This window comes from Streptomyces sp. SudanB25_2051 (assembly GCF_964272635.1).
In the GTDB taxonomy this organism is placed as follows: domain Bacteria; phylum Actinomycetota; class Actinomycetes; order Streptomycetales; family Streptomycetaceae; genus Streptomyces.
Genome location: NZ_OZ186787.1, coordinates 4,759,092 through 4,784,200 on the forward strand (window position 1 = coordinate 4,759,092; position 25,109 = coordinate 4,784,200).

The window sequence follows — 25,109 nt, forward strand, 5'->3', positions numbered from 1 at the left end:
GGCGGTGGGTGGGCGCTGTGGGGTGGTGCGGCAGGCAGGCGCGGCGGGTGGTGCTTACGCCGTGCGGATCGCGGAGATCTCGAACGTCAGCTTGATCTTGTCGCTGACCAGCACGCCGCCGGTCTCCAGGGCGGCGTTCCAGGTCAGGCCCCAGTCCGAGCGCAGGATCTCGGCCTTGCCCTCGAAGCCGACGCGCTCGTTGCCGAACGGGTCCTTCGCGGCGCCGTTGAACTCCAGGTCGATGCTGACCGGGCGGGTCACGCCCTTGATGGTCAGGTCGCCGTTGATCCGGTAGTCCGAGCCGCCCAGCGCCTCGGCCGAGGTGGAGCGGAACGTCATGAGCGGGAACTGCTCGACGTCGAAGAAGTCGGCCGCGCGCAGGTGCCCGTCACGGTCGGCGCTGCCCGTGTCGACGGACGCCATGCGGACGTCGATGGACGCGGACGACGCGGACGGGTCCGAGCCGTCCAGCACGAGAGTGCCCTCGTAGTCGGTGAAGGCGCCGCGGACGTTGGTCACCATCGCGTGGCGGGCGGTGAAGCCGATCGAGCTGTGCGCGGCGTCGATCTGGTACGTGCCGGTCAGCGCGGCGAGCGCCGGGTCGACGGCCGGGGCGGGGACGGTGGCGGTGGCGGTCTTCGTGCCGGAGTTGCGGTTGAACAGACCCATGACGTGCTCCTTGGTGAGAGGTTCCGTGCGTTCGTTGAAGCTTGAACTACCTCGACTGTAGACCTATTCCGTTCAATCTTCAACAACTTCTGTGGAGAGATCTGCCCCTCCGCGTGGCTGCGCCCTGGGCGGCCCCTCTGACCCGCACAATCCGACCCGTGCCCGACTGCTCCCGCCGCGCCCTCGTCGCCGCCGCCGTCACCACCGCGACCACCGCAGCCCTCCCGGCCCCCGCCCGCGCCGCCACCACCCGCGACCTGTACGACCCTGACTACGACGCCCTGCGCCGACGCTGGCTCACCCTCCAGCTCGGCACCGGCCACTACGACCCCGCCACCGAGCCGTACGCCACCCGCCTCGCCGCGACCGGCGCGCTCGCCGCCCGCCACCTGGCCACCATGGCGCCCACCGCCCGCTCGCTCTGGCCCGGCGACCCCTTCGACCCGCCCGCCGGCATCACCCGCTCCTACCGCCGCCTGTGGACCATGGCCCAGGCGTACGTCCAGCCCGCCACCGGCCACACCGGGGACCCCGCGCTCCTCGACGCCGTGCGCGCCGGCCTCGACCACCTCGCCGACCGCGTCTACCACCCGGCCACCACCCCGTACGGCAACTGGTGGGAGTGGCGTATCGGCAGCCCCCGCCTCCTCCTCGACACGGTCGCCGCGCTCCACGACCACCTCACCCCGGACCGGGTCGCGGCCGCCTGCGCCGCCGTCGACCACTTCGTCCCGGACGGCGCCCTGCGCGACTACTCCGGCACCTCCACCGGCGCCAACCGCGTCGACCTGTGCCGCTCCGTCGCCCTGCGCGGCATCCTCGGCCGCCGCCCCGGCAAACTGGCCCTCGCCCGCGACGCGCTGTCCCCCGTCTTCCCGTACGTGACCGAGGGCGACGGCCTGTACGAGGACGGCAGCTTCATCCAGCACGGCGCGGTCCCGTACACCGGCACGTACGGCCAGGTCCTCCTCGACGGCCTGGCCCGCCTCTTCGCGCTGCTCGCGGGAAGCCCCTGGGAGGTCACCGACCCGGCGCGACACACCGTCCTGGACGCGGTCGAGCGGGCGTACGCCCCGCTCCTGCGCAACGGCCTGATGATGGACGCCGTCAGCGGACGCGCCGTCAGCCGCGGCCTCCTGCGCGGCGAACCGGGCGTCCTGCGCGGCGACCACTACCACGGGCACGGCGTCATCGCCGCGATCGCCCTCCTCTCGCTGAGCGTCCCCGCGGACCGGCGCGACCGCTGGCACCGCCTGCTCAAGGGCTGGATCGCCCGCGACACGACCAGCCCCGTCCTGACCTCCCCCCGCTTCGACGTGGCCGACCTCGCCCGGCTCCACGCCGTCGCCGCCGCGCCCGTGCCCGCCGCGCCCGAGCCGGCCGGCCACACGCTGTTCGCCGCCATGGACCGCGCCGTCCACCACCGCCCCGGCTGGGCCGCCTGCGTCGCCATGGCCTCGCACCGCGTCGCCCACTACGAGTGCGGCAACGGCGAGAACCCGCGCGGCTGGCACACCGGCGCCGGCATGCTCACCTGGTGGGGGCCCGGCCCCGGCACCGCGGGCGACGGCCAGTACACCGACTGGTTCTGGCCCACCGTCGACCCGTACCGGCTGCCCGGCACGACCGTCTCGACCCGCCGCCTGCGCGACCGGGAGGGCGGCGAGTGGGGAGCGCCCCGGCCCGACGCGCGCTGGGTCGGGGGAGTGACGGACGGCCGGTACGCCGCGGTCGGCCAGCACCTGCGCGGACTCGGCTCCACCCTGGAGGCCCGCAAGGCGTGGTTCTTCACCGACGACGCCGTCGTCTGCCTGGGTGCGGGCATCACCTGCGCCGACGGCGTCCCCGTCGAGACGGTCGTGGACAACCGGAACCTCGGCGAGGACGGCGGCGCCCGCTTCACCACGGGACCCGGCTGGGCGCACCTGGAGGGCCACGGCGGCTGGGTCTTCCCGGCCGGCCCCGACGCACCCCACCCGCCCGGCAGGCCCGGCCCCGGCGCGTACGACCCGCCCGCCCCCGGCGCGTACGACCCGTCACGCCCCGGCGGGTACGACCCGCCCGCCCCCGGCGCGTACGCCCGGACCGGTCCGCCGCGGCCCGCACCGCCGTACGGCACGGCGGCCCTCCGCACCCTGCGCGAGGACCGCACCGGCGCCTGGCGCGACATCAACACCGCCTCCAGCGCCGAGCGCCGCACCCGCCGCTACCAGACCCTCTGGCTCGACCACGGCACCGACCCCGCCGACACGGCGTACGCCTATCTGGTGATGCCGGGCGCCGCCCGCCGCACCGTCGCCGCCCGCGCCGCCGATCCGCGCTGGCTGGAGATCCTCGACAACACCGCCGCCCGCCAGGCCGTCCGCGTGCGCGCCCTCGGCCTCACCTTCGCCCACTTCTGGCGCCCCGGCACCACCGGGCCCCTCACCGCCACCGCCCCCGCCTCCGTCCTCCTGCGGCGAAGGCGCCGCACCGCCACCCTCCACATCGCCGAGCCCACCCGCACCGGCCGCCCCCTGGAGATCACCTGGCACCGCCCCGCCCACGGCGTCATCGCCCACGACCCGGCCGTCCGGGTACTCTCCCTGCGGCCCGCCCTGCGCCTGCGGATCACCCCGGGCACCCTCTGCGCCCCGCACCGCTGCGAGGTGGTTCTCCCCTGAACCGGGCCCGGCGCCAGACCCGGTCCTTATGGGAACCCCACAATCACATAGGGCCAAAAGCTGGTACTTCGCCTGCCCTCCGAGACGGTTCTGTTCAAGGCACACAGCAGATCAGTCCGGAGACTGTACGGAGTCAACGGCGGGTTTTGCTTGGTCGGCTCCGTAGGGTCGGTGCATGACCGTTGTGGACGAAACCCAGGGAGAGCCCGCCGACGCCCGCGGGCGTGTGGCCGAGCTGCACGCCCTGCGCGAGGCGGCCCGGCGCGGCCCGAGTGAGCGCGCCACCGAGGCGCAGCACGCCAAGGGCAAGCTGACCGCCCGGGAGCGCATCGACCTCCTGCTGGACGAGGGGTCGTTCCGGGAGGTCGAGCAACTGCGCCGGCACCGGGCGACCGGATTCGGCCTGGAGAGCAAGAAGCCCTACACCGACGGTGTCATCACCGGCTGGGGCACCGTCGACGGCCGTACCGTCTTCGTCTACGCGCACGACTTCCGGATCTTCGGCGGCGCCCTCGGCGAGGCCCACGCCACCAAGATCCACAAGATCATGGACATGGCCATCGCGGCCGGCGCCCCGCTCGTCTCCCTCAACGACGGCGCCGGCGCCCGCATCCAGGAGGGCGTCTCCGCCCTCGCCGGGTACGGCGGCATCTTCCAGCGCAACACGAAGGCGTCCGGGGTCATCCCGCAGATCTCCGTGATGCTCGGCCCCTGCGCCGGCGGCGCGGCCTACAGCCCCGCCCTCACGGACTTCGTCTTCATGGTCCGCGACACCTCGCAGATGTTCATCACCGGCCCCGACGTCGTGAAGGCCGTCACCGGCGAGGAGATCACCCAGAACGGGCTCGGCGGCGCCGACGTCCACGCGGAGACCTCCGGCGTCGCGCACTTCGCGTACGACGACGAGGAGACCTGCATCGCGGAGGTCCGCTACCTCCTGTCGATGCTGCCCTCCAACAACCGCGAGAACCCGCCGGTCCACCCCAGCGACGACCCCGCCGACCGGCGCGGCGACGTCCTGCTGGACCTCGTGCCCGCCGACGGCAACCGCCCGTACGACATGCACAAGGTGATCGAGGAGATCGTCGACGACGGCGACTACCTGGAGATCCACGAGCGCTGGGCGCGCAACATCATCTGCGCCCTCGCCCGCCTCGACGGCCAGGTCGTCGGCATCGTCGCCAACCAGCCGCAGACCCTCGCCGGGGTCCTGGACATCGAGGCGTCCGAGAAGGCCGCCCGCTTCGTCCAGATGTGCGACGCGTTCAACATCCCGATCCTCACGTTCCTCGACGTGCCCGGCTTCCTGCCCGGCGTCGACCAGGAGCACGGCGGCATCATCCGCCACGGCGCGAAGCTGCTGTACGCGTACTGCAACGCCACCGTCCCGCGCATCTCGCTCATCCTGCGCAAGGCGTACGGCGGCGCGTACATCGTCATGGACTCCCAGTCCATCGGCGCCGACCTCACCTACGCCTGGCCGACGAACGAGATCGCCGTCATGGGCGCCGAGGGCGCCGCGAACGTCATCTTCCGCCGCCAGATCGCCGACGCCGAGGACCCCGAGGCCATGCGCGCCCGCATGGTCAAGGAGTACAAGGCCGAGCTGATGCACCCGTACTACGCCGCCGAGCGCGGCCTCGTCGACGACGTCATCGACCCGGCCGAGACCCGCGAGGTCCTCATCACCTCGCTCGCGATGCTCCGCACCAAGCACGCCGACCTGCCGTCCCGCAAGCACGGCAACCCGCCGCAGTAAGAGGAGCCCACACACGTGACCACGCCCCTGGCCGACCCCTCCCTCCTGCGCGTCGAGAAGGGCCATGCCGCGCCCGAGGAGCTCGCCGCGCTCACCGCGGTCCTCCTGGCCCGCGCCAACGCCCGCCCCGCCGCCGCCCCGGCGCACCGCCCCCGCTCCACGGTCGGCTGGCGCCGTCTGGAGCGCCAGTCCGGCTTCCGCGCCGCCCACTCCTGGCAGCGCTGACCGCACCCGGCCACACCGGCCACGCCCGGCCACACGGCCACACGGGCCGCCGAGCATGCCGAAGGGCCCCGCACTCGTTCCCGAGTGCGGGGCCCTTCGGCATGCTCCGGCATGCCCCCGGACGGCGAATTCACGCCAACGGCGAAGGCCCGCCGCACCGGTGACGGTGCGGCGGGCCTGCCGGAGCGCGGCGCGCGGGGGGACGTCCCGCGTCTTACCGCAGTCGCGCCATGAGGGCGTGTTCGACGAGGGTGATGAGTGCGCTCTTGGCGTCGGCGCGGTGGCGGGCGTCGGTGGTGATGATGGGGGTGTCGGGGCCGATCTGGAGTGCTTCGCGTACTTCGTCGGGGGTGTAGGGCTGGTGTCCGTCGAAGCCGTTGAGGGCGATGACGAAGGGGAGGCCGCTGTTCTCGAAGTAGTCGACCGCGGGGAAGCAGTCGGCGAGGCGTCGGGTGTCGACGAGTACGACGGCTCCGATGGCGCCGCGTACGAGGTCGTCCCACATGAACCAGAAGCGGTCCTGTCCGGGGGTGCCGAACAGGTAGAGGATCAGGTCCTGGTCCAGGGTGATCCGGCCGAAGTCCATGGCGACGGTCGTCGTCGTCTTGTCGCCGGTGTGGGTGAGGTCGTCGATGCCCGCGGACGCGGACGTCATGACGGCCTCGGTACGCAGCGGGTTGATCTCCGAGACGGCGCCGACGAACGTGGTCTTGCCCACGCCGAAGCCGCCCGCCACCACGATCTTCGCGCTGGTGGTTGAGCGGGCCGCACCGCCGCTAGAGCTTGCGAAGTCCACTGAGCACCCTTTCGAGCAGTGTCACGTCTGGCTGGCCGCCGGCGGCCTCGTCGCCGCCGGGCTGGTGAATGGCGACAAGTCCGGCCTCGGCCAGGTCGGCGACGAGAATCCGGGCAACGCCGAGGGGGATGGAGAGCAGTGCCGAGATCTCGGCCACCGACTTGATCTCGAAGCACAGCCGGCAGATCCGCTGGTGCTCGGGCAACTGCCCGTGCAGCCGCGACGGATCGGCCGTGGTCGACACCAGCGCCTCGATGGCGAGCTGGTACCGGGGTCGCGTCCGGCCGCCCGTCATGGCGTACGGACGGACCAGCGGGTTGTGGGCACCCCCACCCGCGCCCGCGGCCGGCTCGGGACGGCGGCGCTGATGCTGCGCAGGCTGGCTGCGCGGCATCTGCGGCTGCTGGTAGGGCTGCTGGTAGCCGCCCTGCCCGCCTGGCGCCATCGGGAAGTCGTAGTGGTTCTGGGCGTTGCCACCCTGCACCTGGTGAGCACCTTCGTACGGGTGGTGTCCGCCCGGGGGTGTAGCCACTTTTCCTCCTCCGACTGCCGTTCGCCGGTCCATGTCCCTGTGGAGCCGCGCCACCGCACCTTAAGGCGCGGTGGCGAGAAACGCACGGTCGTTCTGCTAGTTGAGAAGACTGCCTTGCAGTTCCGCGCGGAGGTCCGGGGTGAGGACGGTGCCCGCGCGGTCCACGAGAAGCGCCATCTCGTAGCCCACGAGGCCGATGTCGGCGTCGGGGTGGGCGAGGACGGCCAGCGAGGAGCCGTCCGAGATGGACATGATGAAGAGGAAGCCGCGCTCCATCTCCACCACGGTCTGGTTGACCAGCCCGCCCTCGAAGATGCGGGACGCGCCCGCGGTCAGCGAGGTCAGACCGGACGCTACGGCGGCCAGCTGGTCGGCACGGTCACGCGGGAAACCCTCGGACATCGCCAGCAGGAGTCCGTCGGCGGAGACCACCACCGTGTGCGACACCCCGGGGGTGTTGTCCACGAAATTGGTGATCAACCAGTTCAGATTCTGCGCCGCCTGGCTCATCGGGCTCACACTAACGCTCCTGGTTGTAGGTACTACCCGGGCCACTGTGCTGATCGTAAGTGGCCGATCCGTTCATGTCCGTTCCCGCGCTGCGCCCCTGCTGGACACCCCGCCGCAGGTTGCTCAACCTGCCGCGGACGTCCTCGGGGGCGCGGGAGACCTGTGGGCCGCCCTGCGGGGTCTGTTCCGCGGTTCCCTCGATCAGGTTCGCCTTGGGAACCCGTCGGGGCAGCCCGGAAGCCGTGACCCCGCCGGCCTTCGGCTCCTTGAGCTTCCCGGCCCGCTGCCAGCGTTCGTCGTTGGCCGAACGCCAGTCATCGGTCGAGCCGGTGTCGCTCTGCGGAGCCTGCCGGACCTGCTGGGCGTGCTGGTCCGGAGAGTCCTGCTGGTGGTCCCGGTTCAGGCTCGGCCGCTCCGCCTCCCGCTGGCTGCCACGGCGCGGCAGACCCGCGTCTGTCAGCTGGTGGTCGGCGTCCGGCACGGAACCCGGACGGTCGAAGCCTACGCGGTCCCGCTCGTTCGCGGGAGCGCCGGGCGAAGATTCCGATTCGCCGGCGTAGCCGCCGTCGTAACCGCCCTGGTACGTGTTCTGCGCCGGCCACCCGCCCTGGTCGGGCTGGGCGTCGAACTGGTTGTCGTAGGAGGGCTGCTGGGTGTCGCCACCCGGCATGCCTCCTTCCGCATACGCGGGACCGGGGTACTCGCCGGTGGCATAGTCGCCGCCGTTTCCGTACCCGTTCCGCTCATAGTCGCCGCCCTGGTAGCCGCCGCTCTGGTAGCCGTCGCCGTCGCGGTAGCCCGCGCCGTCGCCCTGGTAGCCCTCCTGCGGCTGGAAACCGCCGTAGCCGGGCTGCGGCTCGTAGCCGCCCTGCTCGTAGCCGCCCTGGGCGTCCTGCCGCTCGTACGGGGCCTCGTAGCCGCCCTCGTACCGCTCCTGGTCCTGCTCGCCCTGCGACGGACCGCCCTGCAGCTGCGCGCCGAGCGCGGCACGGCGCTCCTCGCGCATCCGGGAACGGCCCAGCGAGTCCAGCGCGGGGCCGTCCTGCTGCTGCTCGTACCGGGAGTCGTCGAAGCCCAGCTCCGCGGCGGTCCGCAGCGGCGCCGGCTCGAACGCCTTCTGCTCCGGGATGATCTGGGAGACCGTGAAGTCCTCCTGCAGCGGCTCGCCACCGCCACCGTGGGTGATCGCGTCGGGCAGCATGACCAGCGACGTCGTACCGGCCTGCTCGCCCGAGGGGCGCAGTTGGACGCGGATGCCGTGCCGGTCGGCGAGGCGGCCGACCACGAACAGGCCCATGCGCTGGGAGATCGCGACGTCCACGGTCGGCGGGTTGGCCAGCTTGTGGTTGATGTCGGCGAAGTCCTCGGCGGTGAGGCCGATGCCCTTGTCGTGGATCTCGACCATCACCCGGCCGTCGGGCAGACGCGTCGCGGTCACCCGCACCTTGGTCTGCGGCGACGAGAAGGTGGTGGCGTTCTCCAGCAGCTCGGCGAGCAGGTGCACGAGGTCGGTCACGGCCTGGCCGTGGATCTCGGCGTCCGGCACGCCGGACAGCTCGATGCGCTCGTACTGCTCCACCTCGGAGGTGGCGGCGCGCATGACGTCCACCAGCGGGACCGGCTGGTCCCAGCGGCGGCCCGGCTCCTCGCCGGCGAGGATCAGGAGGTTCTCGCCGTTGCGGCGCATACGCGTGGCCAGGTGGTCCAGCTTGAAGAGGTTCTCCAGCTGGTCCGGGTCGGCCTCGTTGTTCTCCAGCTCCGTGATCAGGGTCAGCTGGCCCTCGATCAGGGACTGGTTGCGCCGCGACAGGTTGGTGAAGATCGCGTTGACGTTGCCCCGCAGCAGGGCCTGCTCGGCGGCGAGCCGGACGGCCTCGCGGTGGACCTGGTCGAAGGCGCGGGCGACCTCGCCGATCTCGTCCTGCGTGTCGATCGGGATCGGCTCGACACGGGTGTCGACCTTGCCCGGCTCGGTGCGCGAGAGCTGGTCGACCAGCATCGGCAGGCGCTGCTCGGCGACACCGAGCGCGGCGTGGCGCAGCCGGCGCATGGAGCGGCTCATCTGGCGCGCCATGAGGCCGGCCAGGATGAAGGCGGCAAGCAGGGCGACCACGACGATGCCGCCGTTGACGAAGGCGTCGGTCCGGGCGTCGTCGGCGATCTCGGTCGCCTCGTTGAGCGCCTGGGTCAGCAGCTCCTTCTCGACCTCGGTGTAGCCGTCGAACTTGGCCGTGGAGACGGCCATCCAGGTCTCGGGGGTGACGCCGTTCTGCTTGCGCTTGACGAGGGCCTTGATCTCGTCGGCGTCCTCGGCCTCGCCGATCTCCTTGGTCATGCCCTCGAAGACGGACTTCTCACCCGTGGCGGTCTCCGCGACGGGCGGCTGCACGCCCGCGGCGGCGAACTCCCTGGCGCCGTCCTGGGCCTTGCGGGTCATCACCTCGGTGAGCCGGTCGACGTCCTCCTGCGTACCGCCGGAGACGAACTCGCCGATGGCGATGTTCTCCAGGTACTTGTACGAGTTGAACGCCTTCGACTGCGCCTTGAAGACCTCGTCGTCCTTGCTCGGACGCAGCAGCAGGTGCATGCCGATCGAGCGCTGGAGCGACGCGGCCGCCTTGGACAGCTGGATGGCGTAGACCGTGCGGCCGAAGCTGGTGACGTTGCCGGTGCCCAGGCCGAGTTCGTTGGAGAACTCCATGAGCACGTGCTGGACCTTGGTGTAGCCCTCTTCGGTCTTCACCGGGTCCAGAAGCTTGGTGTAGGCGGCCTTCCGCAGCTCCTGGAGCTGCGGCTCCTCCTTGCGGAACAGCGTGAGGCGGCGTTCGAGGCCCTGCCCCGCGGGCATGTCCTTGACGGCCTCGTCGAACTTCGCCTTCGCGGCGTCCGTGGCGGCGTACGCGTCGGTGACGACGCCGACCTGGCGGTCGGAGTCGCTGTTCGCGGTGAGCAGCGGCTCCGCGGTGAGGTCGCGCTCGTTGAGCAGGGCCTGGCCGTAGTCGGACGCGGCCTGGACGACGCGCGCGGTCTTCTCCGCGTCGCGCGCCTCCTGCCAGGTGTCGACGGACGTCTTCACCTGGAAGCCGCCCATGATCAGGCCGATCAGCACCGGCAGCAGCAGGATCGCGTTCAGACGCGTCGCGACGTGCCAGTGGCGCGGGGAGAACCGGCTGGGGTTCCCGCCGGCGGCGGAACCGGCCGGGGGCGTTACGGGCGCATCCGCAGGCGGCGCCTCGTTGCGCGCGGGCGGGGTGAAGTTCCCCCGCGCCTGCTGCTCCGCGGCGCTATTCGTGCTTCGCCTCACTCGACCAACAACCTCTCGGCGTCGGCACCTACGATGTGCCGTTCTTCTGCTTCAGAGCCGTACTACTCAGGAGTTCGTGCATTGCAGCACGTAAAGCGGCCGCGTTCCAAACAGCCCGATCGGGCGATTCCCGAGGACGCGCACGACAGATAAAACGGGCATAAAGAGCAGGACCCGCCAAAAAGTGGGGCTCAGGTGAGCACAGTGACACCGATCGGATGCGTGTCGTGTCCGAAGGGTCGCAATTCTCTGTCGAAACGTTATGAACGTCCGGGCGGGCCGTGTCAGACGACACAGCCCGCTCACCGGATCCTTACGGCAACTGCCGTACTTCTTCGTCCACTTGTTGATCGACTTCGCGCGGCGGACCGGGAGTCCGCCGCGGGAGGGGCGCCCGGCCCTACTTCAACCGCGCCATGAGGGCGTGTTCGACGAGGGTGATGAGTGCGCTCTTGGCGTCGGCGCGGTGGCGGGCGTCGGTGGTGATGATGGGGGTGTCGGGGCCGATCTGGAGTGCTTCGCGTACTTCGTCGGGGGTGTAGGGCTGGTGTCCGTCGAAGCCGTTGAGGGCGATGACGAAGGGGAGGCCGCTGTTCTCGAAGTAGTCGACCGCGGGGAAGCAGTCGGCGAGGCGTCGGGTGTCGACGAGTACGACGGCTCCGATGGCGCCGCGTACGAGGTCGTCCCACATGAACCAGAAGCGGTCCTGTCCGGGGGTGCCGAACAGGTAGAGGATCAGGTCCTGGTCCAGGGTGATCCGGCCGAAGTCCATGGCGACGGTCGTCGTCGTCTTGTCGCCGGTGTGGGTGAGGTCGTCGATGCCCGCGGACGCGGACGTCATGACGGCCTCGGTACGCAGCGGGTTGATCTCCGAGACGGCGCCGACGAACGTGGTCTTGCCCACGCCGAAGCCGCCCGCCACCACGATCTTCGCGCTGGTAGTCGACCGTCCTCCGGCGGCCGCACCGCCGCTAGAGCTTGCGAAGTCCACTGAGCACCCTTTCGAGCAGCGTCACATCCGGCGTGCCGCCGGCCTCTCCGTTTCCTGGCTGGTGGATCGCCACCATGCCCGCCTCCGCCAGGTCGGCGACGAGAATCCGCGCCACCCCGAGCGGCATCGACAGCAGCGCCGACACCTCGGCCACGGACTTCACCTCACGGCACAGGTGGCAGATCCGCTGGTGCTCGGGGAGCAGCCCGGCGAGGTGCGCCGGGTCGGCCGTGGTCGACACCAGCGCCTCGATGGCGAGCTGGTACCGGGGTCGCGTCCGGCCGCCCGTCATGGCGTACGGACGGACCAGCGGCTGATCGCCTTCATACCCGTACGAGGCGTCGTCGAGCGACGCGCCGTACGGATCGTGAGAGGCGGGGGGCGGGGTCATGAATCCTCCGGTCGTGACAGCAGGTGGTCTGCGTGCCGTCTGACTGGGCCGGTGGGGGGCCGGGTGGGGCGGCCGACGGTAGATGAGTGGGACGGACGGATGGCACACATGGCGACAGGCGGGTACGGAGGGGCGTACCCGCCTGGCCGGGATCAGTGGAGCAGGCTGCCCTGGAGCTCCGCGCGGAGGTCCGGGGTGAGGACGGTGCCGGCGCGGTCCACCAGCAGCGCCATCTCGTAGCCCACGAGGCCGATGTCGCACTCCGGGTGGGCGAGCACGGCCAGCGAGGAGCCGTCCGAGATGGACATGATGAAGAGGAAGCCGCGCTCCATCTCCACCACGGTCTGGTTCACCGGGCCGCCCTCGAAGATGCGGGACGCGCCCGCCGTCAGCGAGGTCAGACCGGACGCCACCGCCGCCAGCTGGTCGGCACGGTCACGCGGGAAACCCTCGGACATCGCCAGCAGGAGTCCGTCGGCGGAGACCACCACCGTGTGCGACACCCCGGGGGTGTTGTCCACGAAATTGGTGATCAACCAGTTCAGATTCTGCGCCGCCTGGCTCATCGCGCTCAAAACTCACGCTCCTGCTGGTGAGTGGGGCCGACCTGGAAGCTGCCGGTGTTCCCGGACCCGGCCTGCCGTCCCTGCTGGATACCTCGCCGCAGGTTCGTCAGACGGCCCCGTACGTCGTCGGGGGCCCGGGAGACCTGCGGACCGGACTGGAGTGGCTGCTCCTGCGCCGTGCCCGGCACCAGATTGGCGCGCGGCACCCGGCGGGGGAGGCCGGAGGTCGTGACGCCGCCGGCCGCGGGCTTGCGCACGCGTTCGGCCTGGCGCACCAGTTCGTCGTTGGGCGTCGTACGCCAGCCCGACGAGGCGTCGGAGCCGCGGCCCTGGTTCTGGGCCGCGCTCTGGCCGAAGCCCTGGCCCGGCTCGCGGCCGCCGGGGCCCTGACCGGCCGCGGGGACCGGACGGCCGTGCGCGGGCTGCTGCGGCTGGGCGGGCTGCGGCTGCTGCGGTACGACCGGGGTGGGCATCGTCTGGTCGTGCGCCGGGTAGGCGTCGCCGCCCGGACGGCCCTGGTTCTGCGGCTGGCCCTGCCCGTGGCCGCCCTGTTGCTGCGCGCCGCCGGACTGGCCCTGCTGCTGGTACCAGTTGTTCTCCAGCGTGTCGAACAGCGGCGTGCGGCCGTCACCCGCGCCCGCGGGCGGCAGGCTGCCGGCCGGCTGGCGCGGCGCTCCGAAGTCGGGGCGCGGGATCGCGGCCGTGGCCGCCGGGTCCTGCGGGGCCTGGGGAGCCTGCGGGGCCTGGCCGGCCTGCCGGCCGTCGGGGCGCGGGCCGTTGAAGTCGGGGCGCGGGAACTCGGCCGTGGAGCCGGGGCCCTGGTGGTCCGACGGAGCCGCCGGGCGCGCGAACTGGCCGGTCGCCTCGTGCTCCTCGTGACCGCGCGGCGCGTCCAGCGGGGAGCGCCGACCGCCCTGGTCGCCGGTCCAGCCGCCCTGCTGCGGGCGTGCCGCGTGCTGCGGGCCGCCGGGGAGTTCGGCGCGCGGGCCGCCCGGGGCCGGGAGCTGCTGCTGGCGCTGCTGCCCCTGGTCGCCCTGCGGCGCCTGGCCGCCCCGCTGGCCCTGGCCGCCCTGGCCCGCCCACACGTCGGAGCGCGTCGGAATGCCGCCCTGGGGCTGGCCGCCCTGCGGAGCCTGACCGCCCTGGGGCTGGCCGCCCTGGTGGCCGCCGCCCTGCGGGACCTGGCCCTGGTCGCCGTACGCACCGGGGAACCCGGCGCCCTGGCCGCGGCCGTCCTGCTGGCGCACGCCCCGGCCGGGCTGACCGCCCTGCGGCCCGCCGAACAGCCCGCCGCCCTGCGGCGCGCCGCCCTGGCCGCCACCCTGCGGCGCACCGCCCGGGCGCCCGCCCAGGTCGTCGCGGTCGGGCAGCGCGGCGCGGGCACCGGAGCCGACCTGGCCGCGCGCGGCGAGACCCGCGGCGAGCCGGTTCTGCGGGGCGCCACCGGAGCGCCCGCCGGGCAGACCGCCCTGGCCGGCACCGCGGCCGCCGCCCTGGCCGGGGCCGCCCTGCGGACCGCCCTGGCCGCCGGGGCCACCCGGGCCGCCGGGCTTCTTGCCGCCCTGCGTGACGTCCACGGGCAGCATGACCAGCGCGGTCGTACCGCCCGAGTCGGAGGGGCGCAGCTGGATGCGGATGCCGTGGCGCAGCGACAGGCGGCCGACCACGAACAGGCCCATGCGGCGGGAGACGGAGACGTCCACGGTCGGCGGCGACGCGAGCCGCTCGTTGATCGCGGCGAGGTCCTCGGGGGAGAGGCCGATACCGGTGTCGTGGATCTCGACCAGCACCCGCCCGTCGGGCAGGGCGTGACCGGTGACGCGCACCTTCGTCTGCGGCGAGGAGAACGACGTGGCGTTCTCCAGCAGCTCGGCGAGGAGGTGCACGAGGTCGTTGACGACGCGGCCCGCGACCTCGGTGGCCGGCACGGAGGCCAGCTCGATGCGCTCGTACTGCTCCACCTCGGACGCGGCGGCGCGCAGGACGTCGACGAGCGGCACGGGCCGCGTCCACCGGCGTCCCGGCTCCTCACCGGCGAGGACGAGGAGGTTCTCACCGTTACGGCGCATGCGCGTCGCGAGGTGGTCGAGCTTGAACAGCGACGACAGCTGGTCCGGGTCGGCCTCGCGGGACTCCAGCTCGGAGATGAGCGACAGCTGACGCTGGATCAGACCCTGGGAGCGGCGCGAGAGGTTGGTGAACATCGCGTTGACGTTGCCCCGCAGCAGGGCCTGCTCGGCGGCGAGGCGGACCGCCTCGCGGTGCACGTCGTCGAAGGCCGCGGCCACCTTGCCGATCTCGTCGCGCGAGTGCACGCCGACGGACTCCACGGACGTGTCGACGTCCTGCGGGTCGGCCTCGGACAGCTGCTTGACCAGCTCGGGCAGGCGCTCCTGGGCGACCCGCGTCGCGGTGTCCTGGAGCCGCCGCAGCGACGTGATCATGGAGCGGGCCACCACGAAGGCGCCGACGAGCGACACGCCGAGGACGAGGAGGATCAGGGCACCGTTGATGATCGCGTCGCGCTGCGCCTCCTGGCGCAGGTCACGGGCCTTGCTCTCCATCTCGCCCAGCAGCGTGGCCTCGATGGTCTCCATCGCGCGGAGCTTGGTCTCGGCCTCCTCGGTCCAGTCCAGGTACGTACGGACCGGGGCGCGGCTGAGGCTGTTCTGCTCGCGCAGCACACGGTCGGCGTACTGGTCGGCGGCCTGGATCGCGGGGTTGCCGGAGTTCAGCGGGCCGAGCAGCTCGGTGGCGTCGCCGCCGGCCGACTCGTAGATGGACCGGAACGACTTCAGCGACGAGCCCTCGTTGACGTGGGCGTCCCAGGCGAACTGCCGGTCGAACTCGTTGAGGTCGGTCTTGCCCCGGGGGGTGTCCGGGAGGGCGGCGGCGATGACCGCGCGCTGCATGGACGCGTACTCCTTGGCGGACGAGAACGCCGCCAGCGCACGCGTGCGCTTGATCATCTCGGGGTTGCTGGTGGCCTGCGCCATGTCCTGCGACAGGGTGAGCAGCGAGGTGATGAGCCGGTTGTACTTGCTCACCGTCGCCGAGCTCATCTGCTTTTCCTTGTAGGCGTCCTTGCGGATCGTGCCCAGCGTGATGACCTGGTTGGCGATCTGCGTGACGTTGGCGCGGATACTCGCGAGCGCCTCGTCGTCCTGCGTGTCGCCGATCTCGTCGGTGGCGTCGAGGAAGGCCCGCTGCGCCGCGTCGGTCTTGTCGCGCGGGGCCTTGACCATGTGGTGGTTCTCGCCGGCGGCGTTGGCCATCGGGCCGGCCGACTGGTCGCGCTCCTGCTGGAGGGCCTGGGCGAGGTGGTGCGCCTCACGGGTCAGCTTGGTGAGCAGCTGCATGTGGTCCAGCTGCTCCATGTTCTCCATCGACTCCTGGATACGGAGTCCGCCCAGCGAGGTCGCGGCGACCACGGGGAGGGCGAGGAGGGAGACGAGCCGGGTGCTGATGCGCCAGTTGCGCAGGGCTATTCGCGAGCCGGTGTCACCGGGCGCGGCGGCCTTCGGTTCCTTCCCCGGCTTGGCGGACTTGCCCGCCTTGTCGCGCCGTCCGGGCTTCACGCCCTTGCCACCACCTGCCGCACCTGCCGCCTCGGACCCGGCCGCGGCGCCCGCGGCGCGGCCGGCGTGCTCGCCGCCGTCGCCGGCGGTCGCCGGTCCCGCGTTCTGGGTGTGCTGGGGCGAGGAGCCGCGGTCGGTCCCGCCGCGCGGCTCCTGTTCCGCCGCAGCGCTGCCATCCCTCTTGAAACGTCCCTGCACTAGCGTCGCAACCTCTGGACCAGGCGTCCCTCCGCGCGAGCGGAACGGGACGGTGTCGGCGTCGTGGGAGCGCGAGTGCGCCCCTCGGTGGTCGTCGGTGACCGGCGCGGAATCCCCCCTTCCCCACCGCCGCTCGGCGCTGCCTTGCGCCCCAGCTCGCCGGTCTCCATCGCGGCGGTGCGTGGAATTCCAGCACAGTGCCGGATCTCCAACAAGGGCAGTGGTCCGGCCCGTGGACCGCGTCACCGCTTGTGATCATGCCCTCACCGCTCGTAGAAAGCGATCCGGGAGAAAGCGGACTTTCCCTAGCGAGTCGCTTACGCGTGGAGGGTGCCCCAGTCGAGATGATCAGCGGCGGAATAAAGGGTTCAGTGGCGTAATGTCCGATATCGACACCCCCAACGCCCGCCGGGAATGCCCGACTTGCGTGGTCGGTGGTGAGCAAACTCACATGACAATGAAGGCCTGTTCGCGGTATTGGCGGGGAACACGATGTTTAGCCTGACGCTTTACAGGGATGGGCCAACCGTCAAGGGCGCCCGCCGCCCACCCGAGCCGAGCAACGAGGTCTGAAGCCACCGTGAAGACGACGATGACGATCCGCAGCACCGCCAACCCCCGCCGCACCACCCTCGCGCACCTCGCGGACGCGGCCCGGCTGGACCGCGGCGCCCTCCCGGAGCAGACGGCCGAGCTGCCCAACGTCACCGCCAACCCGCGCCGCACGGTCCTGATGAAGGCCCCGGCCGCCGCCCCCGCGCAGTAACACCCCGCGCGGTCACACCCGCGTAGCGATGCCCCCGCCGGTGCGCGCGACCCGCTCCAGGGTCGCGCGCACCGCCGTACGGCCGCCCGCGCACCGCCGTACGGCCCTCGCGCACCGGCGTACGGCAGGTCGCGCCCCCCTGCCGCGTTAGCCTGGAGCGTCAGACTCCAGCCAGCTCAGTGAGGGGCACACGCATCCGTGCGCATCGCCAGATTCTCCATCGACGGCAATGTCGCCTTCGGCGCGGTCGAGGGTGAAAGCGCCCCCGGCGCAGAGGGTGACCTCGTCCTCGACATCATCAAGGGCATCCCGTACACCGACTTCGAGCTCAGCGGCACCAAGGTCCCGCTGAGCAAGGTCAGGCTCCTGCCGCCGGTGCTCCCCAACAAGGTCGTGGCCATCGGCCGCAACTACGCGGAGCACGCCGCGGAGCTCGGCAACGAGGTCCCGGAGGTCCCCGTCGCCTTCTTCAAGCCCACCACGTCGGTGATCGGCTCGGGCGACGCGATCGAGTACCCCTCCTTCTCGAACGAGCTGCACCACGAGGCCGAGCTCGCCGTCGTCATCGGCCGCATGTGCCGCGAGGTCCCGCGCGAGCGCGTCAAGGACGTCGTCTTCGGCTACACCTGCGCCAACGACGTCACCGCCCGCGACGTCCAGAAGCGCGAGAAGCAGTGGGCCCGCGCCAAGGGCTTCGACACCTCCTGCCCGCTCGGCCCCTGGGTGGAGACCGACCTCGACCCGCGCGACCTCGCCATCCAGTGCACGGTCAACGGCGTACAGCGCCAGCTGGGTCGTACGAGCGACATGATCCGCTCCATCGAGGACCTGGTCGTCCACATCAGCGAGGCCATGACGCTGCTCCCCGGCGACGTGATCCTCACCGGCACCCCCGCCGGGGTCGGCCCCCTCAACGTCGGCGACGAGGTCGCCGTCACCATCGAAGGCATCGGCACTCTCACCAACAAGGTGATCAAGCGTGGCTAACACCCCCGTCCGCGTCCGCTTCTGCCCGTCCCCGACGGGCAACCCGCACGTGGGCCTCGTCCGTACGGCCCTGTTCAACTGGGCCTTCGCCCGGCACCACGGCGGCACCATGGTGTTCCGCATCGAGGACACCGACGCGGCACGCGACTCGGAGGAGTCGTACCGCCAGCTCCTCGACGCGATGCGCTGGCTCGGCCTCGACTGGGACGAGGGCCCCGAGGTCGGCGGCCCCCACGCGCCGTACCGCCAGTCGCAGCGCATGGACCTCTACCGTGACGTCGCCGACAAGCTCCTCAAGGGCGGTTACGCCTACCACTGCTACTGCACCACCGAGGAGCTCGACGAGCGCCGCGAGGCCGCCCGCGCGGCCGGGAAGCCCTCCGGGTACGACGGCCACTGCCGCGAGCTGACCGCCGAGCAGATCGCCGCGTACGAGGCGGAGGGCCGCTCCGCGATCGTCCGCTTCCGGATGCCCGACCAGCCGATCACCTTCCGCGACCTCGTGCGCGGCGAGCTGACCTTCACCCCGGACAACGTCCCGGACTACGGCATCGTCCGCGCCAACGGCGCCCCGCTGTACACGCTGGTCAACCCGGTGGACGACGCGCTGATGGAGATCACCCACGTGCTGCGCGGCGAGGACCTGCTGTCCTCCACCCCGCGGCAGATCGCCCTCTACAAGGCGTTGATCGAGCTGGGCGTCGCCAAGGCCATCCCGGAGTTCGGCCACCTGCCGTACGTCATGGGCGAGGGCAACAAGAAGCTCTCCAAGCGCGACCCGCAGTCGTCGCTGAACCTCTACCGGGAGCGCGGCTTCCTCCGCGAGGGCCTGCTGAACTACCTGTCGCTCCTCGGCTGGTCGTTCTCCGCCGACCAGGACGTCTTCACGGTCGAGCAGATGGTCGCCAAGTTCGACATCGCGGACGTCAACGCCAACCCGGCCCGCTTCGACCTGAAGAAGGCCGAGGCGATCAACGCCGACCACATCCGCATGCTGGACGAGCAGGCGTTCATCGACGCCTGCGAGCCCTGGCTGCAGGCCCCGCACGCCCCCTGGGCGCCGGAGGACTTCGACCGCGAGGCGTGGCAGCGGATCGCCCCGCACGCCCAGACCCGCCTGACGGTCCTGTCGGACATCACGGCCAACGTCGACTTCCTGTTCCTGAAGGAGCCGGTCGAGGACGAGGCGTCCTGGCAGAAGGCCATGAAGGGCGACCCGGCGGCGCTCCTGACGACGGCCCGCGCCAAGCTGGAGGCGGCGGACTGGACCAGCCCCGAGTCCCTGAAGGACGCCGTCCTGAAGGCCGGCGAGGAGCACGGCCTGAAGCTCGGCAAGGCCCAGGCCCCGGTCCGCGTGGCGGTCACCGGCCGCACGGTGGGCCTGCCGCTCTTCGAGTCCCTGGAGATCCTGGGCAAGGAGAAGACCCTCGCCCGCATCGACGCGGCGCTGGCCAAGCTCGCAGCCTGACGCCCCCGGGGGCGGCGCCACAACCCGCCGCCCCCCGGGCCCCCACCGCACCCCGCCCCCGGTCCCTCGTGCCCGAGCCTCCCCCCCCGGGCGGCCCGGCCTCCCCTGCTACGCGGGCACACCCCGCGGACCCGCAGCCGCCTTGTCCTGCGCCGCCCCCGCCCAGCTCCGGCCCCTGGGCCCCTGCCAGGCACCCCGACCCTCCAGCGACCCGCCCCCCGGCTGCTCCGGTACGCGCCCGAGCTCCCGCAGCCCGGCGACCCGACCGTCCCGTGCGCCGGCACGCCCGTGGCCCCATAGCTTGGCCGCGGGCCTGGGCGTCCCGCCCTCTGGCGACCAGCCGTCCCGCACCTCGCCCTGGTCGGCACATCCCATGCAGGAGACGCGCACTGCCGCGCGGCCGGTCTCCCATGCCCCCGACTCGCCCCGCGCCGCCCCTGGCACTGCGGCGGGCCGCTGCCACCGCTGTGGGCATGCGTTCCTCGGGTGGGCACAGCGGAACCCTGGCGGGTGCCGCTTCCTGTGCGTACCGCACCTGTGGGCACCCTCCCGGGCGGGGGCGCCCCGCTGTGCCCACCCTCCCCAGGGGGCGCCGGGGCGCGGGGTGGACCAGGCCCAGGCGTGCCGAGGCGCTGGGGGTGCGGGTTCCCGGCGGGCCCGGGGGCCGGAGGTGGGCGGGTTTCGTGGTTGCCCGGTCCATGGCCGCCGCACGGCGGTACCTTCGGCGTATGGCGATCCGCGCCGTCCTCTGGGACATCGACGACACGATCTTCGACTACGCCACAGCCGACCGCGCCGGAATGCGCCGCCACCTGCGCGACGAGGGCCTCGCCGCCGGCTCCGGCGGCGTCGAGGACGCCCTGCGCCGCTGGCGCGAGGCCACCGCCCTGCATTGGGCCAGGTTCGCCGCGGGCGAGACCACCTGGGAGGAGCAGCGCCGCGACCGCGTCAGGACCTTCCTCGGCACCGCCCTGGGCGACGACGAGGCCGACGCCTGGTTCGAGCGCTACCTCGCGCACTACGAGGCCGCCTGGGCCCTCTTCCCGGACACCCTCCCCGTACTGGACGTCCTCGCCGCCGGGTACCGGCACGCCGTCCTGTCGAACTCGTCCCTCCTCAACCAGGACCGCAAGCTCCGCGTCCTCGGCGTACGGGACCGCTTCGAGGCCGTCCTGTGCGCCGCCGACATCGGGGTCTCCAAGCCCGAGGCCGCCGCCTTCCACGCCGCCTGCGATGCCCTGGGCCTGCCCCCGGACGAGGTCGTGTACGTCGGCGACCACCCCGACATCGACGCCCGCGGGGCCGTCGAGGCGGGCCTCCACGGGGTCTGGCTGGACCGCGCGGGACTCGGCGGACGCCCCGGCCTGACCCGGATCACCGACCTCCACCAGCTCCCCGCGCTGCTCCGCGGCGATACCCGTTTTGGAGCGTCGGACACCTTCGGGTAATGTTCTTCCTGCGCCGAGGGGAGCGGGCCGAAAGGCCGGAGCCCCGAAGCGCAAGCCGAACAAGATCTCCCTCGGGGGTTTGCGTTCCGGTGGCCTATGGTGTAATTGGCAGCACGACTGATTCTGGTTCAGTTAGTCTTGGTTCGAGTCCAGGTAGGCCAGCTCGCAGAGCTTATCTGCAAAGCCCCCGTTGTGTAGCGGCCTAGCACGCTGCCCTCTCAAGGCAGTAGCGCCGGTTCGAATCCGGTCGGGGGTACAGATCCTTCCCGCGGGATCATCAGGGTCGCACCCGATGATCTCGATGCAGGATCGCTAGGGCCCCCGTTGTGTAGCGGCCTAGCACGCCGCCCTCTCAAGGCGGTAGCGCCGGTTCGAATCCGGTCGGGGGTACCAACTGGTCTAAACCACCAGTGGCCTATGGTGTAATTGGCAGCACGACTGATTCTGGTTCAGTTAGTCTTGGTTCGAGTCCAGGTAGGCCAGCGGGTTCACGCAAGTGATCCACGCCCCCGTTGTGTAGCGGCCTAGCACGCCGCCCTCTCAAGGCGGTAGCGCCGGTTCGAATCCGGTCGGGGGTACAGATGAGGAAGCCCTCCCCAGCAGGGGAGGGCTTCCTCGTTTTCCTCATGCCGCACGTCGGCGGCCGCAGCACACAACTCCGGCCCACCGCTGCGGCGTTGAAGCGGTGAGCCGGAGTTGGCAGAAGGACCATGGACACGTACGAGCCGGCGGCTCAGCCCGAGCGGCGCAGCGCCTCCGTCAGCCGGGACGCCGCGTCTATCACGGCCTGGGCGTGCATCCGGCCCGGGTGGCGCGTCAGGCGCTCGATCGGACCCGACACGGACACGGCGGCCACCACCCGGTTCGACGGGCCCCGCACGGGCGCCGAGACGGAGGCGACACCGGGCTCGCGCTCGCCGATCGACTGGGCCCAGCCGCGGCGCCGCACGCCCGACAGGGCCGTCGCCGTGAAACGGGCGCCCTGGAGGCCGCGGTGCAGCCGCTCCGGCTCCTCCCAGGCCATCAGGATCTGCGCCGACGAGCCGGCCTTCATCGTGAGCGTCGAGCCGACCGGGACCGTGTCCCGCAGGCCCGAGAGCCGCTCCGCCGCCGCCACGCAGATCCGCATGTCGCCCTGGCGCCGGTAGAGCTGGGCGCTCTCGCCCGTCACGTCGCGCAGATGCGTGAGCACCGGGCCCGCCGTGGCCAGGAGGCGGTCCTCACCGGCCGCCGCGGCCAGCTCGGCCAGCCGCGGACCCAGGATGAACCGGCCCTGCATGTCCCTCGCCACCATGCGGTGGTGTTCCAGGGCCACGGCCAGCCGGTGGGCCGTGGGTCGTGCGAGCCCGGTCGCCGCGACCAGCCCGGCGAGGGTGGCCGGACCGGACTCCAGAGCGCTCAAAACCAGAGCCGCCTTGTCGAGAACGCCGACGCCGCTAGAGTTGTCCATGCAACGATACTCACGTCTCACTCTGTGAAACGCAAGTTCAATTTTCCCGGGATCTTGCCAACCTGGTGGGGCGGGCCGCGATCCACGGTCCGCTGCCGCCGTCCAGCACGTGGAATCACGGGGAGACCGGGCGCCGGCGCGGATGTCTCTAGATCGCCGGCTCACCCGCCGGCCGGAGGGAAAGCGATGGGTAGGACACTCGCGGAGAAGGTCTGGGACGACCATGTCGTCCGGCGCGCCGAGGGCGAGCCCGACCTCCTCTTCATCGACCTGCACCTGCTGCACGAGGTGACCAGCCCCCAGGCCTTCGACGGCCTGCGCAAGAGCGGCCGCCAGGTGCGGCGGCTCGACCTGACCATCGCCACCGAGGACCACAACACCCCCACCCTCGACATCGACAAGCCCATCGCCGACCCGGTCTCCCGCGCCCAGCTGGAGACCCTGCGCAAGAACTGCGCGGACTTCGGCGTGCGGCTCCACCCGCTCGGCGACGTCGAGCAGGGCGTCGTCCACGTCGTCGGCCCGCAGCTGGGCCTCACCCAGCCCGGCATGACCGTCGTCTGCGGCGACTCCCACACCTCCACCCACGGCGCCTTCGGCGCGCTCGCCTTCGGCATCGGCACCTCCCAGGTCGAGCACGTCCTGGCCACCCAGACGCTGCCCATGGCCCGCCCCAAGACCATGGCCATCACCGTCGACGGCGAGCTGCCCGACGGCGTCACCGCCAAGGACCTCATCCTCGCGATCATCGCGCGGATCGGCACCGGCGGCGGCCAGGGCTACGTCCTGGAGTACCGCGGCTCCGCCATCGAGAAGCTCTCGATGGAAGCCCGCATGACCATCTGCAACATGTCCATCGAGGCCGGCGCCCGCGCGGGCATGATCGCTCCCGACGAGACCACCTTCGCGTACCTCAAGGGCCGCGCCCACGCCCCCGAGGGCGCCGACTGGGACGCCGCCGTCGCGTACTGGAAGACCCTGCGCACCGACGACGACGCCGTCTTCGACGCCGAGGTCGTCATCGACGCCGCCGAGCTCTCCCCGTTCGTCACCTGGGGCACCAACCCCGGCCAGGGAGCCCCGCTTTCGGCGAACGTCCCCGACCCCGCTTCGTACGAAGACGCATCGGAGCGCCTCGCCGCCGAGAAGGCCCTGGAGTACATGGGCCTCGAAGCGGGACAGCCCCTGCGCGACATCAAGGTCGACACGGTCTTCGTCGGCTCCTGCACCAACGGCCGCATCGAGGACCTGCGCGCCGCCGCCGCGATCCTCGAAGGCCGCAAGGTCGCCGACGGCGTACGGATGCTGGTCGTCCCCGGCTCCGCCCGTGTCGGCCTCCAGGCCGTCGACGAGGGCCTGGACAAGGTCTTCAAGGAGGCCGGGGCCGAATGGCGGCACGCCGGCTGCTCCATGTGCCTCGGCATGAACCCGGACCAACTCGCCCCCGGCGAGCGCTCCGCGTCCACCTCCAACCGCAACTTCGAGGGGCGGCAGGGCAAGGGCGGCCGCACCCACCTCGTCTCGCCGCAGGTCGCCGCCGCCACCGCGGTCCTCGGCCACCTGGCCTCCCCGGCCGACCTGTCCGACGCCGAAGCCACCACGCCCGCGGGGGTCTGAACCACCATGGAAGCCTTCACCACGCACACCGGCCGCGCCGTCCCGCTGCGCCGCAGCAACGTCGACACCGACCAGATCATCCCCGCGCACTGGCTCAAGAAGGTCACCCGCGACGGCTTCGAGGACGGGCTCTTCGAGGCCTGGCGCAAGGACCCCGAGTTCGTCCTCAACCGCCCCGAACGGCAGGGGGCCACCGTCCTCGTCGCCGGCCCCGACTTCGGCACCGGCTCCTCGCGCGAGCACGCCGTGTGGGCCCTGCAGAACTACGGCTTCAAAACCGTCATCTCCTCCCGCTTCGCCGACATCTTCCGCGGCAACTCGCTGAAGAACGGCCTGCTCACGGTGGTCCTCGACCAGAAGACCGTGGACGCGCTGTGGGAGCTGACCGAAGCCGACCCGCAGGCCGAGATCACCGTCGACCTCGTCGCCCGCCAGGTCCGCGCCGAAGGCGTCACCGCCGACTTCGAGCTCGACGAGAACGCCCGCTGGCGGCTGCTCAACGGCCTCGACGACATCAGCATCACCCTCCAGAACGAGGCGGACATCGCCGCGTACGAGGCCAAGCGCCCCTCGTACAAGCCGCGCACCCTCCCCGTCTGACCCGTCCGGGGCCGTCGCCCCGCATACCATCCGGTGCCCCCGGCCGCCTCGGCGACCGGGGGCACCGCCGTCTTCAACTGGCGTGAAAACGACCCTCACGACCCTCGCGGAACACCCCCGCCAGAGTGCCTCGCCGCCATCCGGCTGACGCCGCGCACCATAAGCCCAAACCGTCCGCACGGCATCCCGGCGACCGCCGAATCAGCCCCAACTCGGTTTACTACCTGGGCCGTTGGGCAGACGGACGGTGCCGTGAGGAAGACGCCCGGGAGCACCCCGAAACGCCTCTGGAGCACGCCAGTTACCCCCTACGCAGGCGACAACTCGCCCCAGATGGCACAATCGGTGCATGGAACGCGACAGCCAACTCGAGCTCTACGAGGCGGTCGCAACCCGGCTGAAAGAAGCGCACTCCCGAGTGCGCGCACTGCAAGTCCCGGAGGGCGTAAGGATGGCGCTGTCCCGGAAGCTGCTGGTCATCACGGCCGCGGCGAAGCACGATCTCGCGGACGCGGCAAGGCGTCTCGACCGGTTGATGAAGGACCTCGACGAGGGCCGATTCCCTGAAGGGGACTGACCGCCCGGAAGTCC

At 71.8% G+C, this 25,109-nt stretch carries 20 protein-coding genes and 5 tRNA genes; 15 read left to right on the plus strand and 10 right to left on the minus strand.

What is annotated here, in order from left to right:
* Positions 1–54 precede the first annotated feature (54 nt).
* Positions 55–669 (minus strand): YceI family protein, encoded by a 615-nt coding sequence (locus ACSUPT_RS21475; protein ID WP_351966750.1) that lies wholly within the window; start codon positions 667–669, stop codon positions 55–57.
* Positions 670–818: 149 nt separating this feature from the next.
* Between ACSUPT_RS21475 and ACSUPT_RS21480 the strand changes: the two genes are divergently transcribed.
* The 3 genes from ACSUPT_RS21480 to ACSUPT_RS21490 all read left to right on the plus strand — a co-directional run bounded on the left by ACSUPT_RS21480 (position 819) and on the right by ACSUPT_RS21490 (position 5,316).
* Positions 819–3,332 carry a polysaccharide lyase 8 family protein gene (locus ACSUPT_RS21480; protein WP_436946247.1) on the plus strand — a complete coding sequence of 838 codons (2,514 nt, stop codon included), beginning with the start codon at positions 819–821 and terminating at the stop codon, positions 3,330–3,332.
* A gap of 175 nt (positions 3,333–3,507) precedes the next feature.
* Complete coding sequence (locus ACSUPT_RS21485) at positions 3,508–5,091, plus strand: acyl-CoA carboxylase subunit beta (protein WP_351966748.1); 1,584 nt, start codon at positions 3,508–3,510, stop codon at positions 5,089–5,091.
* A gap of 15 nt (positions 5,092–5,106) precedes the next feature.
* Positions 5,107–5,316 (plus strand): acyl-CoA carboxylase epsilon subunit, encoded by a 210-nt coding sequence (locus ACSUPT_RS21490; RefSeq protein ID WP_351966747.1) that lies wholly within the window; start codon positions 5,107–5,109, stop codon positions 5,314–5,316.
* Between the two features lie 214 nt (positions 5,317–5,530).
* On the opposite strand, the gene ACSUPT_RS21495 is transcribed toward ACSUPT_RS21490, so the two are convergent.
* The 8 genes from ACSUPT_RS21495 to ACSUPT_RS21530 form a co-directional block, all read right to left on the minus strand.
* Complete coding sequence (locus ACSUPT_RS21495; protein ID WP_069978110.1) at positions 5,531–6,112, minus strand: GTP-binding protein; 582 nt, start codon at positions 6,110–6,112, stop codon at positions 5,531–5,533.
* The gene (locus tag ACSUPT_RS21500; protein ID WP_351968488.1) at positions 6,093–6,644 is read right to left on the minus strand and encodes a DUF742 domain-containing protein; all 552 of its coding nucleotides are present in this window, start codon (positions 6,642–6,644) and stop codon (positions 6,093–6,095) included. Before ACSUPT_RS21500 ends, ACSUPT_RS21495 begins: the two co-directional genes overlap by 20 nt.
* A 96-nt stretch (positions 6,645–6,740) precedes the next feature.
* The gene (locus ACSUPT_RS21505; protein WP_351968490.1) at positions 6,741–7,154 is read right to left on the minus strand and encodes a roadblock/LC7 domain-containing protein; all 414 of its coding nucleotides are present in this window, start codon (positions 7,152–7,154) and stop codon (positions 6,741–6,743) included.
* A gap of 10 nt (positions 7,155–7,164) precedes the next feature.
* Complete coding sequence (locus ACSUPT_RS21510) at positions 7,165–10,458, minus strand: nitrate- and nitrite sensing domain-containing protein (RefSeq protein ID WP_436945307.1); 3,294 nt, start codon at positions 10,456–10,458, stop codon at positions 7,165–7,167.
* Between the two features lie 400 nt (positions 10,459–10,858).
* On the minus strand, positions 10,859–11,449 hold the full coding sequence (locus ACSUPT_RS21515; RefSeq protein WP_290111326.1) for a GTP-binding protein: 591 nt from the start codon (positions 11,447–11,449) through the stop codon (positions 10,859–10,861).
* Positions 11,430–11,840 carry a DUF742 domain-containing protein gene (locus ACSUPT_RS21520; RefSeq protein WP_351966376.1) on the minus strand — a complete coding sequence of 137 codons (411 nt, stop codon included), beginning with the start codon at positions 11,838–11,840 and terminating at the stop codon, positions 11,430–11,432. The genes ACSUPT_RS21515 and ACSUPT_RS21520 overlap by 20 nt, the downstream gene beginning before the upstream one ends.
* Before the next feature lie 152 nt (positions 11,841–11,992).
* Positions 11,993–12,406: a roadblock/LC7 domain-containing protein gene (locus ACSUPT_RS21525; protein ID WP_023586374.1), complete on the minus strand. Its 414-nt coding sequence runs from the start codon at positions 12,404–12,406 to the stop codon at positions 11,993–11,995.
* A gap of 5 nt (positions 12,407–12,411) precedes the next feature.
* Positions 12,412–16,182, minus strand: coding sequence for a nitrate- and nitrite sensing domain-containing protein (locus ACSUPT_RS21530; protein WP_436945309.1), 3,771 nt, complete (start codon positions 16,180–16,182; stop codon positions 12,412–12,414).
* A gap of 580 nt (positions 16,183–16,762) precedes the next feature.
* On the opposite strand from ACSUPT_RS21530, the gene ACSUPT_RS21535 reads away from it, so the two are divergent.
* From ACSUPT_RS21535 to ACSUPT_RS21575, 9 genes are all read left to right on the plus strand, one after another.
* Entirely contained in the window at positions 16,763–16,948 is a 186-nt protein-coding gene (locus ACSUPT_RS21535; RefSeq protein ID WP_351966374.1) for a hypothetical protein, read from the plus strand.
* A 198-nt stretch (positions 16,949–17,146) separates the two neighbouring features.
* Positions 17,147–17,935, plus strand: a complete 789-nt coding sequence (locus tag ACSUPT_RS21540; protein ID WP_365726215.1) for a fumarylacetoacetate hydrolase family protein — start codon at positions 17,147–17,149, stop codon at positions 17,933–17,935.
* A complete protein-coding gene (gene gltX / locus ACSUPT_RS21545; RefSeq protein ID WP_399219692.1) occupies positions 17,928–19,403 on the plus strand; it encodes a glutamate--tRNA ligase in 1,476 nt (491 codons plus the stop codon). The genes ACSUPT_RS21540 and gltX overlap by 8 nt, the downstream gene beginning before the upstream one ends.
* A gap of 728 nt (positions 19,404–20,131) precedes the next feature.
* Complete coding sequence (locus ACSUPT_RS21550; RefSeq protein WP_436945310.1) at positions 20,132–20,851, plus strand: HAD family hydrolase; 720 nt, start codon at positions 20,132–20,134, stop codon at positions 20,849–20,851.
* 90 nt (positions 20,852–20,941) lie between these two features.
* Positions 20,942–21,013 (plus strand) — tRNA-Gln (locus ACSUPT_RS21555).
* A 21-nt stretch (positions 21,014–21,034) separates the two neighbouring features.
* Positions 21,035–21,107 (plus strand) — tRNA-Glu (locus ACSUPT_RS21560).
* A 61-nt stretch (positions 21,108–21,168) separates the two neighbouring features.
* A tRNA-Glu gene (locus tag ACSUPT_RS21565) sits at positions 21,169–21,244 on the plus strand.
* An 18-nt stretch (positions 21,245–21,262) separates the two neighbouring features.
* Positions 21,263–21,334 (plus strand) — tRNA-Gln (locus ACSUPT_RS21570).
* A 22-nt stretch (positions 21,335–21,356) separates the two neighbouring features.
* Positions 21,357–21,429: transfer RNA gene (locus tag ACSUPT_RS21575), tRNA-Glu, on the plus strand.
* Positions 21,430–21,584: 155 nt separating this feature from the next.
* On the opposite strand, the gene ndgR is transcribed toward ACSUPT_RS21575, so the two are convergent.
* A complete protein-coding gene (ndgR, locus tag ACSUPT_RS21580) occupies positions 21,585–22,301 on the minus strand; it encodes an IclR family transcriptional regulator NdgR (protein ID WP_023586367.1) in 717 nt (238 codons plus the stop codon).
* Between the two features lie 186 nt (positions 22,302–22,487).
* On the opposite strand from ndgR, the gene leuC reads away from it, so the two are divergent.
* The 3 genes from leuC (at position 22,488) to ACSUPT_RS21595 (ending at position 25,095) form a co-directional block, all read left to right on the plus strand.
* Positions 22,488–23,918, plus strand: coding sequence for a 3-isopropylmalate dehydratase large subunit (gene leuC / locus ACSUPT_RS21585; RefSeq protein WP_351966370.1), 1,431 nt, complete (start codon positions 22,488–22,490; stop codon positions 23,916–23,918).
* Positions 23,919–23,924: 6 nt separating this feature from the next.
* Positions 23,925–24,518: a 3-isopropylmalate dehydratase small subunit gene (gene leuD, locus ACSUPT_RS21590; RefSeq protein WP_351966369.1), complete on the plus strand. Its 594-nt coding sequence runs from the start codon at positions 23,925–23,927 to the stop codon at positions 24,516–24,518.
* A 349-nt stretch (positions 24,519–24,867) separates the two neighbouring features.
* Positions 24,868–25,095: a hypothetical protein gene (locus tag ACSUPT_RS21595; protein ID WP_351966368.1), complete on the plus strand. Its 228-nt coding sequence runs from the start codon at positions 24,868–24,870 to the stop codon at positions 25,093–25,095.
* Positions 25,096–25,109: the final 14 nt, after the last annotated feature.

Excerpts from the sequence above, each read along its gene's own strand:
- ACSUPT_RS21550 (WP_436945310.1), top strand. The coding sequence starts at position 20,132 with ATGGCGATCCGCGCCGTCCTCTGGGACATCGACGACACGATCTTCGAC.
- ACSUPT_RS21485 (WP_351966748.1), top strand. The coding sequence starts at position 3,508 with ATGACCGTTGTGGACGAAACCCAGGGAGAGCCCGCCGACGCCCGCGGG.
- leuC (WP_351966370.1), top strand. The coding sequence starts at position 22,488 with ATGGGTAGGACACTCGCGGAGAAGGTCTGGGACGACCATGTCGTCCGG.
- ACSUPT_RS21525 (WP_023586374.1), bottom strand. The coding sequence starts at position 12,406 with ATGAGCCAGGCGGCGCAGAATCTGAACTGGTTGATCACCAATTTCGTG.
- ndgR (WP_023586367.1), bottom strand. The coding sequence starts at position 22,301 with ATGGACAACTCTAGCGGCGTCGGCGTTCTCGACAAGGCGGCTCTGGTT.
- leuD (WP_351966369.1), top strand. The coding sequence starts at position 23,925 with ATGGAAGCCTTCACCACGCACACCGGCCGCGCCGTCCCGCTGCGCCGC.
- ACSUPT_RS21475 (WP_351966750.1), bottom strand. The coding sequence starts at position 669 with ATGGGTCTGTTCAACCGCAACTCCGGCACGAAGACCGCCACCGCCACC.
- ACSUPT_RS21520 (WP_351966376.1), bottom strand. The coding sequence starts at position 11,840 with ATGACCCCGCCCCCCGCCTCTCACGATCCGTACGGCGCGTCGCTCGAC.
- ACSUPT_RS21595 (WP_351966368.1), top strand. The coding sequence starts at position 24,868 with ATGGAACGCGACAGCCAACTCGAGCTCTACGAGGCGGTCGCAACCCGG.
- ACSUPT_RS21505 (WP_351968490.1), bottom strand. The coding sequence starts at position 7,154 with ATGAGCCAGGCGGCGCAGAATCTGAACTGGTTGATCACCAATTTCGTG.